Raw genomic sequence first — 18,538 nt, 5'->3', positions numbered from 1 at the left:
TATTTGTTACAGTATTTCCTGTGATTGCTTATTCAGAGCCTGATAAACATACCAAGGTTGTACGGGTTGGTTGGTTCAACAGTTACGGATTTCAGGATCTTGACCCGGATGATGGTACCCGAAGCGGCTATTCATACGAATATTTATCCCGTATTGCTGATTATACTAATTGGGAATATGAATATGTAAATGGGGAATGGGCCGAGTTAGTTGAAAAGCTCAAAAAGGGTGAGATAGATGTTCTGGCCGGTGTATCGGTTACTGATGAACGGTTGACTTATATGTCCTTTCCTGATTATGTGATGGGAATTGATTACTATTGGCTATTTCAGCATGATTATAACAAGGCCATGAGTTCATCGGATAAATCCACCATGAATGGGAAAAAAATTGGTGGCATTAAAAACAATCTTATGACCACCAGTTTGGAAAAATGGGCCAAGGATAATGATGTTACTTTTGATATTGTATACTATGACGGTTTTGCGGAGCGTGACAAGGATTTTGCTGAGGATAAAATTGATGGCGTGGTAGCCACTGATAATAATATAATGCTGGATTCAGGCTATGCACCGGTGGTTAAGGTGGGGCAGGATCCGTTTTATTTGGCTGTTAACAAAGAGAGATCGGATTTGTTGCAGGATTTAAATTATGCTCTGGCTACTATTGACCGGGCGGATCCGTTTTTCATCCGAAAGCTGCAATATTCCCACTATGGAGCTACTTTAATAAACAGTACTTTATCGGAAGAAGAAGAAAAATATGTTGCAAACCATAAAATTTGGCGGATTGGCTACAAAAATAATTATATGCCATTCAGTACTGAAGAAGGTGATGGCGCAGTCAATGGTATAATCAAGGATGTTTTTCGGGTAATAACTGAGCGGTTGCGTATTGCCGATATGGTTAGTCTTGAATTTATGCCATACGACGAGGTTGATGATTTAACAGAGGCCTTAAAAAATCACGACATAGATATGGCCTTTCCGTTTTTAGGTGACATACGATACACTGAGGACCAAAATTTCAATTATACCTCGGAGATTATAAATGCACCTATGTATGTCGCCTATAAGGGTGAATATTCCGATCACACCTTTGATACTATTGCCATGTATTATCGGCCAATAAAAAAGGTCATGAAATCATACCAGCATAGTAAGGTGGAACGATACGACAGTGTTGAGGAGTGTCTCGATGCAATCCTGGCCGGTGAAGCAACCTGTACCATAGTTTCATCCTACCACCTAAAGGATCGGCTGAATGACCCGAAGTATACAAATATCAAGACTATGCCATTGGGAGTAAATATTTCCTATTGTATTTGTCTGCCACGGGAAAATCAGGAGCTGTTTTCCATCCTAAACAAGGGTATTGCCTTGATGGATAAGTCTGTGTTATCAGATTATATGTTTAAATATATTCAATCCAGCAGTAAATATACCGTTCAGGATTTTATCCGTGATAACAGCGTGGTAGTAGTTGCCTTGGGTGGCTTGATATTTGTAATAGTTTTGGCTGGACTGTACCTATATCTTACCGGTCTTAAAATGGCCAAGGATGAAGTTGATGTTCAGCTGAAAAAGAACAAGGCATTGATTGCGGAACGAGAGGAAAAGCTGAAGGAAATAACCGAATTAAATGATATTTCCAAGGAAAGGCAAAAACAGCTGATTGATGCCTTGAAGAAGGTGAATCAGTACAACGATGCGCTGCTCCATGACTGCGAATTCTTCTTTGAATTTGATGTTACTGATGGGATGATTGATGGTGATTTTAATAATTCTCGACAATATAACCCACTTTTTGGCATAAACATCAGCTTCCCAATAAAATACGATGATTTCAATAAAATACGGACTGAACGGCTGGGAATTGAAGCACTTACTCCTATGGAAGCCGAACTGTGGACCTGTGAGGGCCTGTTAAAGGCCTTTGCCAACGGAAAGCGTGCTGTGGAGATTCGATATCATTCATATCGTTTGGCATCTTCTTGGAATGCCACAATCATTCTTACGGAGGACTCAGCTAACAATCATCTTAATGCCTTGTATATAGGCAAGGATGTAACGGAAATAGTAAAGGCGGACCAGAAGCAACGCAATGCACTGGAGCGGGCTTTGGTCAAGGCTGAAAAGGCCAGTGCGGCCAAATCGGATTTCCTGTCCAGAATGTCCCATGATATTCGTACCCCATTGAACGGGATTATTGGTCTTCTCACCATCAATGAACGGCACAAGGATGATTTGGAGCTGATGTCAGCCAATCGGGCCAAGGCCAAGGTAGCGGCCAATCACTTGCTTAGCCTGATTAACGATGTACTGGATATGAGCAAGCTGGAGGATGGAAAGGTTGAATTGGCTGAGGAGCCATTTAACATTGATGAGCTTTGTACTGAAGTAATGGATATCTGCAGTATCAAGTCCAAAGAAAACGGTATTTCAACCCAATATGATATAAAGGAGGGGTTGAAATATCCGGATGTATACGGAAGTCCATTGCATTTTAAGCAAATTTTGATGAATTTAATCAATAATGCTGTTAAATATAACAAGCAGGGAGGAAGCATCAGTTTTTCTGCCCAGCTTGGTTACGAGGATGAGGAAACTGTTACCTATGACTTTATCATTAGTGATACGGGTATTGGTATAAGTGAGGAGTTTTTGAAGCATATATTTGAACCGTTTACCCAAGAGAAAAACGATGCCCGTAGCCGGTATCAGGGTACCGGTATGGGAATGGCCATAGTAAAGGCTCTGGTGGATAAAATGCAGGGTAAGATTGCTGTTGATAGTAAAGTTGGAATAGGAACCACCTTTGTTGTCACCCTGCCATTTAAAATAAATTATCAGGCAGCTGTAGCCAAAGAGGAAGAACCAGAGAATGAGCCAGGTTCTTCCATCGAGGGAATGCGATTGCTGGTGGTAGAAGATAACGAGTTGAATATGGAAATAGCCCAGACTATTTTGGAGGATGCCGGGGCAGTTATTACTCAGGCCGAAAATGGCCGTGTCGCCTATGAAATATTTATGGATGAACCAGCTGGCTCCTTTGATGCCATTTTGATGGATATAATGATGCCGGAATGGAATGGCTATGAGGCTACGGCTCAAATCAGGAAATCCTCCAAGGCGGATGCTCAAATCATACCTATTATTGCTATGACGGCCAATACCTTTGCTGAAGATATTCAAAAATCAAAGCAATATGGCATGAACGCCCATATAAGTAAACCATTGGATGTGGATGTGCTTTTGTCCACATTGGAAAAGTTCCGTAACAAGTAATGCTTTGGTAATAAATCAGGAAAGGTAAAGGATGGATTAAAGTGAAGGACATAAATATTACCAAAGAAGGCTATGTGATAGTTATAGCCCTGATAGCAGCTCCGGTTATAGTTTATAAGGCCGGCGGGATTATTGATAGTGCTATTACTTTGTTTTTTGCTGAAGCAATGTGTATGTGTTTGGCGTATATAATCATTCAGCATCGTTGGAGTAAACAGAATAAGCGCAATTTGGAGGAAGATAATTTTCAGCAGAATACCGAAATACAACAATTAACCCAAAAAAATAAAGCTCTGGCTGAGGATTTGGATATTTTGGCTAATGCCGGTTACGGAATCTGGAAAATATATATGTATGCCAACGGCCAAAATAAAATGGTGATAGATGATAAAATAAAAGAAATTTTGGGGATTAAAGAGAAAAATTTATCCCCGGAAGAAGTGTATACCTATTATCATGAGCGCCTGGAGGATTACTCTGATATTGAACAGGAAGACTATAATGATATGTTTCAGGGGCGTTTAATGACCCGGTTGCTAACCTGGAATCATCCGGGCAAGGGCAAGATAAATTTACGAGCTGGTGGAACAATTCACACCGATGAAAAGGGCGTTTGCTACATATCAGGATATTGCACTGATGTAACTGAACAGGTCAAAAACGAAGAACGGATGAATAATAAGCTGCAGCTGGCCCTGGAAAATGAAAAAAGAGCCAACGCAGCCAAGGATGCCTTTTTGACCAGTATGTCCCACGATATCCGCACCCCGTTGAATTGTATCATCGGGTTGCTGGAGCTGAGCAAAAATCATCCTGATAATCGGCAAATGGTGGATGAAAATCGGGAAAAGGCCCGTGTGGCTGCTGATCATTTGCTGGAACTTATCAATGATATTCTGGAGGTTACAAAGCTGAATGTGGATAAGGTAATATTGGGGCATGAAGCCTTTAATATTAGAGCTTTGGGGGATGACATTGAGACAGTAGCCAAGGAACAGGCCTTAGAACGGGGGATAGCCTTTATTTCGGAAAATGAAATCAGTGATTTCAGTGATAAACTTTATCTGTTTGGCAGTCCACTGCATTTGCGGCAGGTGTTCCTGAATATCTACAGCAATTCGATAAAATACAACAAACCAGGTGGCAGTGTTTCCGTACGGAAAGAATTGGTGGACAAAACTGATACCACCATTACCTATAAATTCATTATTTCTGATACGGGAATTGGTATGAGTAAAACCTTTTTGGAACATTTGTATGAGCCATTTACTCAGGAGCACGCCAGTGCCCGCAGCACCTATCAGGGGACCGGTCTTGGTATGTATATTGTTCAACGGCTGGTAGAAATGATGCATGGTTCCATAACTGTTACCAGTAAAGAGGGATTGGGTACTACCTTTGAAATAGTTATCCCCTTTGAAATTGCCACGAAAGCTGATTTGCCGGAAAAAGTTGATATCAGCAAGGCGGATATTAACGGCATGAAGGTATTGGTAGTAGAGGACAATGGTATCAATGCTGAAATCATTAAAAGAATTTTGATTGATTTTGGCGCTGTAGTTACTATAGCGGTAAATGGTAAAGAAGCCGTGGAAAGCTTTACCACAAATCCGCCGGGAACCTACGATGTTATTCTGATGGATTTAATGATGCCGGTAATGGATGGATATGCCGATCTATGCTGTGACGGCCAATGCTTTTGAAGATGATGTGAAAAAGTGTTTGGAGGTCGGGATGGATGGTCATCTGGCCAAGCCTATTGATGTGAAAAAACTAAAAACAACCTTGGTAAATGTATATAAAGGATAAAAAGAATGGGCCTTTCATCATCTGGATGAAGGCCCACTCCTTTATAGTAGGAAGCGAGTAAGTACATCATTCTTCTACAAATAATTTTATAAATTCCATATGCTGCGCATAATCTTCTTTTACTTGCGGATTCAGCTCAATGGCCTGCTCCAGATTTTTGGCCCGCAGGGCTTCTGTAACAGCTGATGCGGACGCCTGCAATTTGGCAAAGGCTATATTGGCACAAACTCCCTTCAGGGTATGTGCCGCGTTGAATGCCGCTTCCACATCACCGGCTTCTAAAGCAGCCTGAAGCTGGGTGTAGCTTTCGTCCATCAAAAATAATTTTACAAACCGTTTTACCTTGGTATCATCCCATTTACGCCCTTGAATCAGAGCATAATTACCTTCAATCATTGCATAAAATTCTTCTGCAGTCATATCTATCCCTCCTGGAAAGCGTATAGCTTTGTATACTAAATTATCAACCACTGCTAATATCATTCAACAAGACATAGTAAAAATCCTTTTTCTTCTTGGTTGTATTTTCTTTATATTTTTGTTATTCCTAAAGGATTTTTACCGCAGTATAGCGAATTTTAACTACGGTAAAACTATGCAGGAATTCATTCAAAAGTGAGGTAAATTTTTCGAAAGAAATGAGGGTCATTTTATGAATTTAAAAAAACAAGCAGTATTATTTATTGATGGATGCTTGCTTATAGCCTGCATCTTGCTGGGAGTTATTGCTTACATCAATGCTGATGACGGCTTTTCTGATGCTTATATTGGTAAAGTAGCTGATGTATCAGAACGGGTTGAGCAGCTTATTGATGTGAAATATCCCGGAAGCTGGGCCATAAAAAATGGCAAGCTATATAAAGGGGATACCCTTATGGAGGGATTGTCCGGTGAACTGGATGCGTTGGCAGGCGGGGAGGCCCTGACCCTGTTCAAGGATGATACCCGGGTTTCTACTACAGTTATGAAGGATGGGCAACGGGCCGTAGGTACCAAGTCCAATACAGGTATATATGAAACCGTAGTTGGTAAAGGGGAAGTGGCTAATGTTCAGGCTGATGTGCTTGGCGTGCCATATTATACCTGCTATCGGCCAATCAGCGATAGCAATGGCAAGCGAATTGGTATGCTGTTTGTTGGTGCACCAAGTGCACCGGTCTTCGCTTTGGAGCAGGAATTTCTGTTTAAGATGACCCTTGCAGCTGTTATTCTTTTCCTGTTGGTGGGGGCTATCTCAGTGTTTATAATCAATCGGAAGATGAATGCAGTTTATGATGTGACAAATACTATGTCAAAGATTGCCGGAGGAGACCTTTCTTTGGTAGATATTAAAGTTACAGGCAATGATGAATTGGCGGAGCTGGCCCGTAATACCAATCAGATGAAAAATACCATGCATCAGCTTATGGAAAACATCGGCTTGTCTGCTTCCCAGGTAGCTGCCGGAGCTAAAAATATTTCTGATTCAGGGAATATGTTGGCCCAGGGAGCCACTACCCAGGCCGCTTCTGTTGAGCAGCTGTCAGCTTCAATTGCCGAGATTACCAATCAAACCGCCCAAAATGCCGAAAATGCGGAACGAGCCAACCGTCTGACCGGTGAAGCCAATGGCAAGGCGGAGATTGGCAATAAACGAATGGATGAAATGCTGAAGGCAATGGCTGATATCAATGATTCTTCCAGTAGTATTGCCAAGATTATCAAGGTTATTGATGAAATTGCTTTCCAGACCAATATTTTGGCATTGAATGCCGCTGTAGAAGCTGCCAGAGCCGGTCAGCACGGTAAAGGCTTCGCTGTAGTAGCTGAAGAAGTGCGTAATCTGGCCGCCAGAAGTGCCAAAGCTGCCAGAGAGACTACTGATATTATTGAAGAGTCGATAGATAAAGTAAATATGGGAACCAAGCTGGCTAATGAAACCTCGAATGCCCTGCACAGCATCAAGGAGGGGGTAGGTGAAGTGGCCGTACTGGTCAGCGAGATAGCTGCGGCTTCGGCGAAGCAAAATTCTTCCCTGCAGATGCTCAATCAGGGTGTTGTACAGGTGTCCAATGTTGTACAGACTAATTCAGCTACTGCCGAGGAAAGTGCTTCGGCCTCAGTTGAGCTAAGTGCTCAGGCCGAATTGTTAAAGGAAGCTGTAAGTCAGTTTAGGGTATAAGTATAAAAATTGGAGATGGTGGTTCCATCTCCAATTTGTTTGAAGGAATTTGCAGATAAATGCAGAAATATTTTAAAGTGGAAAAATATATGGTTTTAGAGATAATTGGTTCATTTGGGGGACAGATTGTATGTACGGGGATTTGCTAAAGCAGGAAAATGACATACTGCAAACCTATTCGGAAAATATCGAAACATATCAGGAATTAGGCGAAATTCTCCATAATAAACTGACAGATATGATCAAGAAGAATAGCTTTTTTACCATGGAGGTATGTCACCGCATCAAAACCGTGGACAGTCTGGCAGAAAAGCTGCGCCGAAAGAGTGGTAAATACACCTCAATATATGATATTACTGATTTGTGTGCAGCGCGGATTATTTGCTATTTGAATGTAACTGTTGATGAAATTGCCGAGGAATTGAAAAAAAATTTCGTAATAGATGAATACAACTCTATTGATAAGCGGAAAGCTCTTAGTGCCACTCAGTTTGGCTATTTATCATTGCATAATGTGGTATCTCTCAAGCCGGAGGACGGATATCGGGAGGAGCTGTGCAAAATCCGTTGTGAAATACAGATACGAACTGTGCTTCAGCATGCCTGGGCGGAAATTGAGCATGATTTGGGCTATAAAAGCAGCTTTGGTATTCCTAGTACCATTCGGCGGGAGTTTTCCCGGATTGCCGGATTACTGGAGATTGCCGACAATCAGTTTGTGGAACTTAATGCCAGCATTCAGCGTTATAAAGATGATATCAGTGAACAGATTGCCAACGGTGAATTTCATGCTCTGCCACTTGATGAGGTAACCTTGAACGAATATCTTACCACCAACGATGAATTTTTCGAGTTTATTGATATGTATACCACAGCGTCCCAGCTGGAGTATTTCACCACCCCGGCCTATGGTCATTTGCGGAGCCTGGCTTGGTTGGGAGTAAACCATTTGGGCGAATTGTATAGTGCATTTTTGGAATACAGTGACATTATGCTGAAAATCACCCGATATGTGACTCAAAAGAACAATTTGGATTTTTTCACTACTAATGTGCTGTTTAATAACCTTTGTCAGGCTATGCTTATCAAGAATAAATATACCAGAGAGCAAATAAGCCGGTTTATGGCGTTGAGTGCCAATGGTAATATTGAGAAAATACGGCAGGATACGGATGAGCTGTTTGAAATGAGCCGCAAGCTGCATCTTGTGTCAGATAATAAATGGGTTACCGGAATTTGGGGCGATGTGTAATATGAAATGGTCGTTTAAATATTTGGTGTCAGGAATTGTTTGGTTGTTTGTTCTGCTTATTGGCTTTAATCCAATCTACGCTGCCACCAGTTTTACCGATAAAGGCTATACACTGGAGCAGGTAGTGGTTATGAGTCGGCATGGGATACGAACCCCTTTGGCCGGGCGAGGAACTATAGCTGAAAAGATTACTCCCCATAAGTGGCACCAATGGTCCATACCACCGGGGCACCTGACATTAAAGGGTGCTGTTAACGAAACTGCCTTTGGCCAGTATTTTCAATGCTATTTAGAGGATGAGGGCTTAATTCCGGATAACTGGATACCGGGAGACGGCGAGGTTTCGTTTTATGCCAATTCATTCCAACGAACTATCGCCACAGCGAGATATTTTTCGGTTGGAATGCTGCCGATAGCCGATGTTCAGGTAGAGCATAAGCTGGGCCTGGATTTGCCCGATCCTTTTTTCATACAGCCAATAGTTTATGATACGCCAAGATTGTACGAGTTGGGTATAGCTTTTCCGGAAAAGTATTTTGAAAGCTCTCGGGCCAAGAGCCAGACAATGTTGGCCAGCTTTGAAAAGGTTACGGATTTTCAGCATTCGGAGTATGCCCGGGAAAAGGGGATACAGCATTTGTCAGTGGATGATTTTCAAATATCATTGAAAGGTGCAGAGAAAAACCGACCTAGCTTTTCCGGTTCACTTCGGGATGCCTACAAGGTGTCGGATGTTTTGATTATGCAATATTATGAGGTTGCTGATAATAAACAGGCCGACTGGGGGACAGGGCTTACTGATACTGAATGGAAAGATATCGGTGACATTATGTCATCCGGCTTGGGTATTGTCTGTGAAAATCCGGCCATAGCCCTCAGAAATACCCACAATATTTTGGACTATATTGACAAGGAACTGCAGGACAGCAATAAAAAATTTACATTTTTATGCGGTCATGATACCAACCTTATAATGCTGATGACGGTCTTGGGGGCTGGGGATTATCATGTGCCGGAGACTATTGTTGATAAAGCTCCTATCGGCGGAAAAATTGTCTTTGAAAAAAGGCGGGGGCAAGATGGTGAGCTTTATATCAATGCTTATATGATTTATCAAAATGATCGTCAGATAAGAAACTGTGAGATTTTGGATTTGAATAATCCGCCGAAGCGATATCAAATAACGCTTTCTTCCATTGAAAGAAATGCCGATGGCCTGTACCGCTACAGCGATTTTCAAAGCTTGTTGAAGAATATATCGGAAAAATACCAGTATTATACTGAAAAATAATATATTATCGACATAGTGGAGATGATATTATGTTTGATAAAGACATATCTATAGGGAAAATTCGTTTAAGGTCCGGCACCTGGTATGCCCATATAGCGGAAGATGGCAGTTGGAGGGATATATATTATTCGGATGAGCTGCGCCAGATGTTAGGGTTTCAAACCAGGGAGGAATTCCCTGATACCTTGGAGGATTATGCTGAATATGTGCACCCGGATGATGTTGCTTCAATGTTTGAAGCTGTACGGGTAGCTTGTTTGGGGGAATCGGATGGTCTTGATGTAGAATATCGGATTCGTCGCAAGGACAGGGCATATATATGGGTAAATGATATTGGTACTCTTATCCGTACGGCTAATGGCAAGCCATATTTAATGCATGGCGCTGTTATCGATGTTACTCATCTCAAGGAAGCCGTTAATACGAAGAAAGAAATTCCGGATGTTTCCGTCAAAGCTCGACAAGCTGATGCTGCCGAATGGTTTGGTACGGTTTATGATTTAAATGAGTCAGCCAGATTTCGGGTGGATTACGATGATAATGGTCAAATTGTGGCACTGTCGTGGAATGATGCCTACTGGAAAATGTTGGGATATAGCAATGCCTTTGAGTTGCCACAAAATTATCCAGCCTGGTTTAATACTATTGTGCCTGATGACCGTGAACAAGTAGTTCGTGCTATGGATGTTCTGGGGAAAATTTCTGATCCCAAAGATGTTCACGAAGAAGAATTTCGTATTTATGCAAAGAACAAATCTATTCGTTGGTTGCGGGTGGCCGCCCGTAGGGTATTTGGCTGGGATGGTAAGCCAAAACAGGTACTGGGTATTGCCAAGGATATTTCCAATCAGAAGGCTCTGGAACTGCAGACCAGAATTTTTGAGATTTTTTCCCGGGAGTTTGTGACGGTTAATATTATTGATGTTATCAATCGTCGGCTCAGAATTCTTCGGTACAGCAAACGGGCCGATACCGTAGATGCTCTCAGCAAATTATCGGAAGGCTACGATTATGACCAGGTTTTGAGTTATTATATTGATAAATATGTGGCTGTAGAGGACCGGGAGCGGATGCATCGGATCACTTCCTTAGATAATTTGGTGCAGCAGGTAAGTGAAAATGAAATGTACCGTGTCAGATATGCCCAGGTGGATGATGATGGAACAAGATATTATTATCAGGGTAATTATCTTAGGATTTTGGATGAAACCGGTAATGCGGCTATTGTAGTTGGCTTTCGGGATATCACTGATATTGTACAGGCAGAGCTGGAGAAACAGGCTGCCTTACAGGAAGCCAAGGAGCAGGCCGAAGCCGCTAACCATGCCAAAACGGCGTTTTTGTTCAATATGTCCCATGATATTCGCACACCAATGAATGCCATAATGGGATACCGTGATTTGCTGGAAAAATATCAGGAGGATCCATCCAGGCGGCAGTACTATCTGACTAAAATGGGTGAAGTCAGTCAGGTGCTTTTATCCATAATCGACAATGTGTTGGAAATGGCCCGAATAGAAAAAGGTACCCTGGAAATGGTGGAATCAGTCTGGAATGCCTATCAGTTTGCCGATTATCTTTATTCGGTATTTATGCCGATGATGGAGAAAAAAGGCCTGAAATTCACCCGGAAAATTTCTGTCAAACATCCATATGTATATTGTGATGCAGGCAAGTTAAGGGATATTTTCCTTAATGTTGTTTCCAATGCCTACAAATACACCAATACAGGTGGTTCAGTGAGCTTTTTTGTCGAAGAGCTGCCTTGTGATAAGGAAGGCTGGGTATTCTATCAGACTACTATCTCGGATACAGGGATAGGTATGAGTGAAGATTTTATACCAAAGCTTTTTGATCCATTTGCCCGGGAGAAAAGTAACTTGGGTAACAATATAGAAGGCACCGGGTTGGGGATGTCCATTGTAAAGCGGTTGGTTGATTTTTTGAATGGAACAATCGAAGTAAAAAGCAAAAAGGGTGAGGGAACAACTTTTATTATTACTACACCTCATCGTGTTGGTGAAAAGGCGGATGAACTCAATCAGGCATTGCTGAAGGAACACAAGCCGGATGTATTGAAGGGGAAACGGGTACTTTTGGCTGAGGATAATGATATAAATGCCGAGATTGCTATCGAGATTTTGAATGAACTGGGAATGGTTGTTGAACACGCCGCTGATGGGAAAATTTGTGTGGATATGCTGACAAAATCCCCAGCACATTATTATGATTTTATTTTGATGGATATTCAAATGCCAAATATGAATGGTTATGAGGCTACTATGGCCATACGCAAGCTACTGGATAAAGCCAAGAGCAATATTCCGATTTTGGCAATGACAGCTAACGCCTTTGACGAAGATAAAAAGGCATCACTGCGGGCCGGAATGGATGGACATTTGGCAAAGCCAATCGATGTAAAGGATTTAGTGCAGGGCATTGCGGCAGTATTGGAAAATAAAAAGTAAAACAAAGAACCCTAGCAGAGATTATCTGCTAGGGTTTTCTAAACTAATGAAAAGAGGTGTTTGATGTCGTCGGACATCCCAGTTGGGAATTTAACTTATGCACTAAACTAAACACTAATCACTGACCACGGTGGTCAGATTGGGTTATGAAGTTATCATCCAAATGTTACCATCTTACCTCAATACACTGTTGCTATATCATGTTACCAAAAGTGAGATTAATATAATCGGCGCATCAACACCAGCCAAATCCTTTCCTCCACGAAAGCTGATGGTGCAAACATCAAACACCTCTTATTTGCCTATATTATATTATAGGGTTAACAGTTTTGCAACAAAATTTTGAATTTTTACACAATTTGTGCAAAGTTAAGGTTAAAATTAGATTAGAATTTAACTTTTCACTATTTTTACAGATTGACTTGGTATAGTGTAACCATAGAGAGCAGTACAGTTAAATGAGACTTGCTCAGTTGGAGCTTTAAACAACAACTGAATGTAGTCAAAAAAGTCCAGGGTTAACTGAATGCATCTTGTTTACAGCTGATTAAGAAAGGAGTGAGGCTGTATATGAATTGTGAAGAAATCAATAATTATGCTAAGAAAGTGAAGAGTTATTTGAAAAATACCAAATTAAATGATTTATCCCGGTTAATGCAAATAACCAGAATGGATAATATCGGCAGAGGAAAGGCATTGCTCATTGCCGGAGTAGTGGCCTGGTCAGCCTTCACCTGCAGCTTTGGCAATGTAAACAGCGCCTCAGCGGCCAGTATCGGATTGTTGGGGCAGGCCGGAATGATTACAGAGGGTATGCGCCTGGGGGGGATTCCTTATAGAAACCGCAACGGCAAAATAGTGGTTTCCGGCAGTGCTTCCATGGATGATAATGTTCTTGAGGGCTGCCAAACCAAGGCACAGGTGGCCTATAATATGGCCCGAGCCAATGAGCCTCGAATTACCCTTGATATGTTGGATATTGCCCATCGGCTGGGAACAACTATGGATGGACTGGAGTATTCGGTAAAAACCGCCTCCAGTGTCAAGAGCAAGATTGAGCGAAAGACCGACAAGGCCTTGCAGGCCGGGGAAATGCCCAAGGAAGATTACGAATATGTATCGGAAACCGGCGATTTGCTGCGTTATACCCAAGTTGTAAAGCATGATGAAATGGCGGATATGGTTCGTTCCACTGTGGAGCTGCTTGAGGAAAAGGGCTATACAGTAAATGAAGTTGATAACAAGTACCTCAATGAGGATGGCCGGTATAAGGCGGTACATCTCAATGCCACCAGTCCATCTGGACAGCAGTTTGAAATACAGGTTCATTCCGCAGAAACATTAGCGGCCAGCCGGGCTACCCATACTCTGTATGAAGAATGGCGCAAACCGGAGACCACGGCTCAGCGCAAGGCGGAGCTCTATACCCAGATAAAGGGTACCTATGATAGCCTGCCACTTCCCAAGAATATTATGAATTTAAAGAGTTTTAAGCTGGCAAGCTGATATTGTTATAGTTTACAAAGGTATCTCCATGAGAAAGCAGACTTTTAAATCTGCTTTCTCTTTTTTTTAGCAGGATTGTTTCAAAAAATGTAGTATAAATATGGGGAATGGATAAATAGGAGTGATATTTTGGAGCAGACATATTATATTTTTGACGGCAGCAAGCGGGCTTGGATGGATACGGATGCCCAGTGGGTCAAGGATGACATCGAAAAAATGCATATAGAATTCGTCAGCAGCAAAACTGACCCGGGGGACTTGGCCCGTATAACAGCAAAAATGTCAGAAGACACACTTCTGTCTTATTTGGATTTGGCCTATTCCGGCAGATATGGAAATTTTCGCAAGGCGGTGGCCAGATGGCGGGTGCAACTATATAAGGAGCAACAAACAGCTATTATTTTGGCGGATACTTTTAATGTGAAAGTGATGTGCCTTGCATACGATGATGAATACATTATAGAACCCTTCAGCAAGGTGTCCAAGCAATTCTCTTTGCGTCTGGACTATGGCAAATGGAAATATACGGCTATTCCGGCTAAAACTGACAAAGTGGAGATAGGTAATAATACCTTTAATTATAAATACGACTGGACAGAAAATAATTACGATTTCTCCGTGAAAATTCCAGATATTATAGTTAAGAAGGTTATGGAATTTTTACAGGAGCTGGCCAAGGAGGAATTCGGCTTTAAACCAACGGTACCTGATAATATGCCGGGGGATAAGCTATTGAAATATTTTGTGCAATATCCTTTGGATGTAAATGTGGGCTGGTATGTGGATATGCTGGGCTTTGATTTTTCCAACAAGGTGGTACGGAAAAATGAATCCAATTTTGATTTGGTCTGCGATTATTTGCAGCTACCCAAGAGCAAGGGCCTAAAAAAAGTCTACCATGATAATCCTGAGGCTCTGATAATCTGCTATTTCCTCAAAGAAATTGGGGTGGATGATATCAATATTTGGCCGCATTTCTATGAAGGTAAGCAATTGATGGGGGTAAGTCTTAATCTTTTGGGCCTTGACCGAAATGGCGGGTTTTATTTCAAAAGCAATTCCTACTTGTTACATAAATTCTGGTGGGATAATTCCACACCTTACGAGGCAAAGAATTTGAAGGAATACATTGTCAGGGATAAAGATAAATATAATACCAGATATGTGGGGTGGCATTTGCTGTATACTTGGCTGCTGGACAAATGGGGAGCTCAGCGTACCGGAGAAATACTAAGTGATGTTCTGCTTAATATTGATTATCATAAATATGACTGCCTAAGGCTTTGGCTGGCGGACTATCAGGATAATGATTTTCCGGAAGAATTCGTTCAGGAAATATATCGTAATGGAATTTCCCAGGAAGCCCATGATTTGCGCAACTACCTTATTCGTTTGGAGGTAAATGGTCTGGAAAATGCCAAATATAAGCATCTTTTGGAGTTGGAATTTACCTTGACCAAAGGTGAGCTGGCCAGAGAGGATGACACCCCGCAGGGGAGCTTTAAGTTACCGCGCACCGGCAAGGATATGTATGCTATTTCTGATAATATGCATAACTGCGTTTTCCGTCTGTATACTCCGAAAATGGCGCAACGGGCCTGTACAATTTACTATTTGCAAAAGGATGAGGACTATTTGGCCTGCATTGAAGTAATAAATGGGGTAGTGGTGCAGGCTTATGGTAAGTATAATAAAATACTTGCCGGTGATGTTCTGGAAGCAGTAACGGACTGGTGTATCAATCACGATTTGATATATGCAGCGGCAAAATAAAAAAATGGGCTAATCAGCCCATTTTTTAGATGTATTCAATCATTCATTGTCGTCATATATTTGAGTGACTGTTTTTGGCTTTGTTTCCTTGACTGCAGCCGAAAGATCAGATGGAACCATTTCTGCATCACCACCGTGGGACAGGTAGAGAGAATAATATTTGATGGCGGTTCCTTTGTCGCCCAGTTTGTAGTTGTTATATCCCACAAAGCGGTAATTGCTCTTTTCATCAGGTTTTATACTGATAGCCTTCAAGGCAGCACTGTTGGAATCAGTGTAGTTTTGAGCCTGCATCTGATAGTAAGCCATATTACTGTAGAGCCAGTAAGTATCATCTATAGAGTTTGACTCACAGATTTTTAAGGCTTTATCAGTGTATTCAATTGCCTTGTTGATATATTCAGTGTTCCAGGCGTTATTTTTTTCCTGATATTCGGCGTTAAGAGCATTGTAAGCCCGTGACATATTGCCGTTATAAATATAATTGTTTGGATCAGCCTTATAGGCTTTCTCTGCTTCCTTAAACGCCAATACATTCAGTCCAAGCTTATTGTACGATTCGAAGTGATCCTTATACGCTGATGCATTTTCAGGCGACATTGCCTTATTTTTCTTGGTAGAAATTTTTTCGTTGCGCTCTTGTTCAGCTTCCTTTAGCTTTGCTTTGGCAGTACGGTGCTCCTTATCATGTAAATCCAAGGAATAGGAATTAGTAAGCATGGTCTGAAGGCTAGCGGATAAGGTGGTATCGGTGAGGGCATTTTTCAGCTCTTTATAAGCATTTTCGTTGAGAAAATTAGGTGTACCAAAACCCCAGGCTTCAATAGTTGAATAGTCGTGAATTCCTTTACAAATGCCACCGGCAATGAGATAGGCATTTTCCCAATCGGATAGCTCTGGCGTTTCAGCAGCAGTCATAAAGTGCTTGTCGTCGATGAAAATATCTGAACCATTTTTGACCTTTACATGATTATAGCCGTATTCTTCCATGCGTTTTTGCGCTTCGTTAAATCTTTTCTGGGAATCAGGATGGTTATATGCTCCTACAAATATTTCCTTGAGAAGATTGCGGTCAGAAGTGTCCCCTTTAGCCATATCCATAGTCATGGCCGGGAAACCGCCTGGATTAAATCCGGCACTGCAGTGCAGATAAAAACCATATTCGTCTGCATCTGCTTCCGACAGGTTAGTAGTATTTTTCACGGTTACATAGTTACTTATATATGATCCTAAAGTAGACTGAATAATATCTGCATTCATGGTCAATAGTGATGCACCATATTTATAAATAACCTGTTTTGGTGCGTCCTTGGCAATGTGCTGATGCAAGCCGTGAATCATTTCATGGGACATTACGGCGGCCAGTTCATTGTCATTGGTCAGGTCCTTCACCAGTCCGCTGTTTACTTCTATAAAATCATTGGGATAGCAGGCGGCATTCCACTCATCATTATTGATAACACGCCATCTAAAGGGGAGACTGTTAGGCTCCATGGCATAATGCCCCTTGTCAATAAGCTGGTTAAGTACCCGACTTACCCGCTCATTGTGTTCAACTGAGTTATCAATACCGTATTTTTGAACGGTCTCATCAAGGGTTTTTTGCTGGGTTTCCGGGCTGTTGCCCCAGTTCAGCAAATAAGTTCTGACCTGCTCATACTCCATAGTGGCCTGGGAAACTGTGCCCAAGACAGTGCCGAGCAAATCCCAGCCGCCGGCCTCAGCTACAGCTGGAGCAGAAAGGGGAGCAAAAGAAAAAGTACACGCCAGCAGTCCGGTGCTTAGGGTGTACATTACCTTTTTTCTCAAATCGAATTTTTTCAATTCCATCACCTCGTTTTATTTCTGGTAGTCATCATATCACTTTTTATCGAACAATACATTAAAAATGTATTATTTTTGGATAAAATACAAATTAAGCGAGAAAATTTAAATTTTTCTCGCTTATTTGTATGACAACTAATTATTTAAATTGTACATATGGTTTAATGGGCCTGAACCATGGCCCAAATTCAATCCTGCCTTTAAAGCTCCCGTGAGATATTTTTTGGCATTTCCCACAGCATCCGGCAGATTAAAGCCCATGGCCAGATTGCAGGCAATGGCTGATGACAAGGTACAGCCGGTACCATGGGTATTGGGATTATCTATATGCTCCTGGGTGTACCAATGAACCAAGCCGTTGTGATATAACAAATCAGTAGCTGTATCAGTTAAGTGACCGCCCTTGACCAGAACTCCACCAAACAGCTTTGGCGCAATTGATTTGGCAGCAATCAGCAAGTCATCCTCGTTATTGATTTTGATGCCAGTAAGTATTTCTGCTTCCGGGATGTTAGGAGTTATAACTGTTGCCAAGGGTAACAGCAGCTGGAATAGGGTTTCCTGGGCCTCTTCCGTGATAAGACGGCTGCCGCTGGTGGAAACCATTACCGGGTCCACAACGATATTTTCTGCTTCATATTCCCGGAGCTTTTCTGAAATAACCTGTATGATTTCCGGATTGGATACCATACCAATTTTTACTGCATCCGGGCGGATATCTTCAAATATGGCATCAAGCTGCTGACCGACAAATTCCGGCGGAGCATCGTGTATAGCCCTAACCCCGGTGGTGTTTTGGGCGGTAAGAGCCGTAATGGCACTAGTGGCAAACAGCTTATGAGCTGTAATGGTCTTTATATCAGCCTGAATTCCAGCACCGCCACTGGAGTCTGAGCCGGCAATTGTCAATATTGATTTCATAAGCAAACCTCCTAGAAACTATCTAAAAGAACAAAGCTAAAAATTCACAATAAAAGTATAAAACGGATGGAGCGGATTGGCAACTTAAATACTTTCCCCATATACAGCAGGAAATGAATTATATTTTGGCGAATAAAAAATAGGAGAAAGTGAGGAGGAGTGAACAAAAATAATGAAAAGTGTATTGGATGAGGATTTTAAAACCTATGGCCGAGTACTGGACTTGGACATATCGGACTTTATGAA

Annotated in this window: 10 protein-coding genes and 1 pseudogene; 8 read left to right on the top strand and 3 right to left on the bottom strand. The window is 41.8% G+C overall.

What is annotated here, in order from left to right; translation table 11 throughout:
• Window positions 1–20: 20 nt before the first annotated feature.
• Together QZV24_RS04600 and QZV24_RS04595 are read left to right on the top strand one after the other, a co-directional pair.
• Window positions 21–3,287, top strand: a complete 3,267-nt coding sequence (locus QZV24_RS04600; protein ID WP_294520772.1) for an ATP-binding protein — start codon at window positions 21–23, stop codon at window positions 3,285–3,287.
• Window positions 3,288–3,454: 167 nt separating this feature from the next.
• Window positions 3,455–5,096: pseudogene (locus QZV24_RS04595) on the top strand (ATP-binding protein).
• A 66-nt stretch (window positions 5,097–5,162) separates the two neighbouring features.
• On the opposite strand, the gene QZV24_RS04590 reads toward QZV24_RS04595, so the two are convergent.
• Window positions 5,163–5,516 carry an Hpt domain-containing protein gene (locus QZV24_RS04590; RefSeq protein WP_294520769.1) on the bottom strand — a complete coding sequence of 118 codons (354 nt, stop codon included), beginning with the start codon at window positions 5,514–5,516 and terminating at the stop codon, window positions 5,163–5,165.
• Between the two features lie 232 nt (window positions 5,517–5,748).
• Here QZV24_RS04590 and QZV24_RS04585 point away from each other — a divergent pair, with 232 nt between their 5' ends.
• From QZV24_RS04585 to QZV24_RS04560, 6 genes are all read left to right on the top strand, one after another.
• Complete coding sequence (locus QZV24_RS04585; RefSeq protein ID WP_294520766.1) at window positions 5,749–7,257, top strand: methyl-accepting chemotaxis protein; 1,509 nt, start codon at window positions 5,749–5,751, stop codon at window positions 7,255–7,257.
• A gap of 130 nt (window positions 7,258–7,387) precedes the next feature.
• On the top strand, window positions 7,388–8,509 hold the full coding sequence (locus tag QZV24_RS04580) for a GTP pyrophosphokinase family protein (RefSeq protein ID WP_294520764.1): 1,122 nt from the start codon (window positions 7,388–7,390) through the stop codon (window positions 8,507–8,509).
• Between the two features lies 1 nt (window position 8,510).
• On the top strand, window positions 8,511–9,800 hold the full coding sequence (locus tag QZV24_RS04575; RefSeq protein WP_294520761.1) for a histidine-type phosphatase: 1,290 nt from the start codon (window positions 8,511–8,513) through the stop codon (window positions 9,798–9,800).
• 29 nt (window positions 9,801–9,829) lie between these two features.
• The gene (locus QZV24_RS04570; RefSeq protein WP_294520759.1) at window positions 9,830–12,268 is read left to right on the top strand and encodes a PAS domain-containing protein; all 2,439 of its coding nucleotides are present in this window, start codon (window positions 9,830–9,832) and stop codon (window positions 12,266–12,268) included.
• Between the two features lie 570 nt (window positions 12,269–12,838).
• Window positions 12,839–13,774, top strand: coding sequence for a hypothetical protein (locus QZV24_RS04565; protein WP_294520754.1), 936 nt, complete (start codon window positions 12,839–12,841; stop codon window positions 13,772–13,774).
• 129 nt (window positions 13,775–13,903) lie between these two features.
• Window positions 13,904–15,547: a PcfJ domain-containing protein gene (locus QZV24_RS04560; protein ID WP_294520751.1), complete on the top strand. Its 1,644-nt coding sequence runs from the start codon at window positions 13,904–13,906 to the stop codon at window positions 15,545–15,547.
• A 39-nt stretch (window positions 15,548–15,586) separates the two neighbouring features.
• On the opposite strand, the gene QZV24_RS04555 is transcribed toward QZV24_RS04560, so the two are convergent.
• Window positions 15,587–17,371 (bottom strand): M48 family metallopeptidase, encoded by a 1,785-nt coding sequence (locus QZV24_RS04555; protein WP_294520748.1) that lies wholly within the window; start codon window positions 17,369–17,371, stop codon window positions 15,587–15,589.
• 135 nt (window positions 17,372–17,506) lie between these two features.
• A complete protein-coding gene (thiD, locus tag QZV24_RS04550) occupies window positions 17,507–18,292 on the bottom strand; it encodes a bifunctional hydroxymethylpyrimidine kinase/phosphomethylpyrimidine kinase (RefSeq protein WP_294520746.1) in 786 nt (261 codons plus the stop codon).
• Window positions 18,293–18,538 lie beyond the last annotated feature (246 nt).

Origin of the sequence: uncultured Anaerovibrio sp. (assembly GCA_902786545.1) — a bacterium.
Taxonomy (GTDB): Bacteria; Bacillota; Negativicutes; order Selenomonadales; family Selenomonadaceae; genus Anaerovibrio.
The sequence above is the reverse complement of the archived record's forward strand: the minus strand, read 5'-3'. Positions and strand labels throughout refer to the sequence as shown.

Bases quoted from the DNA above. Each gene is read 5' to 3' on its own strand.
- thiD (WP_294520746.1), bottom strand. From the start codon at position 18,292: ATGAAATCAATATTGACAATTGCCGGCTCAGACTCCAGTGGCGGTGCT.
- QZV24_RS04580 (WP_294520764.1), top strand. From the start codon at position 7,388: ATGTACGGGGATTTGCTAAAGCAGGAAAATGACATACTGCAAACCTAT.
- QZV24_RS04575 (WP_294520761.1), top strand. From the start codon at position 8,511: ATGAAATGGTCGTTTAAATATTTGGTGTCAGGAATTGTTTGGTTGTTT.
- QZV24_RS04565 (WP_294520754.1), top strand. From the start codon at position 12,839: ATGAATTGTGAAGAAATCAATAATTATGCTAAGAAAGTGAAGAGTTAT.
- QZV24_RS04570 (WP_294520759.1), top strand. From the start codon at position 9,830: ATGTTTGATAAAGACATATCTATAGGGAAAATTCGTTTAAGGTCCGGC.
- QZV24_RS04590 (WP_294520769.1), bottom strand. From the start codon at position 5,516: ATGACTGCAGAAGAATTTTATGCAATGATTGAAGGTAATTATGCTCTG.
- QZV24_RS04585 (WP_294520766.1), top strand. From the start codon at position 5,749: ATGAATTTAAAAAAACAAGCAGTATTATTTATTGATGGATGCTTGCTT.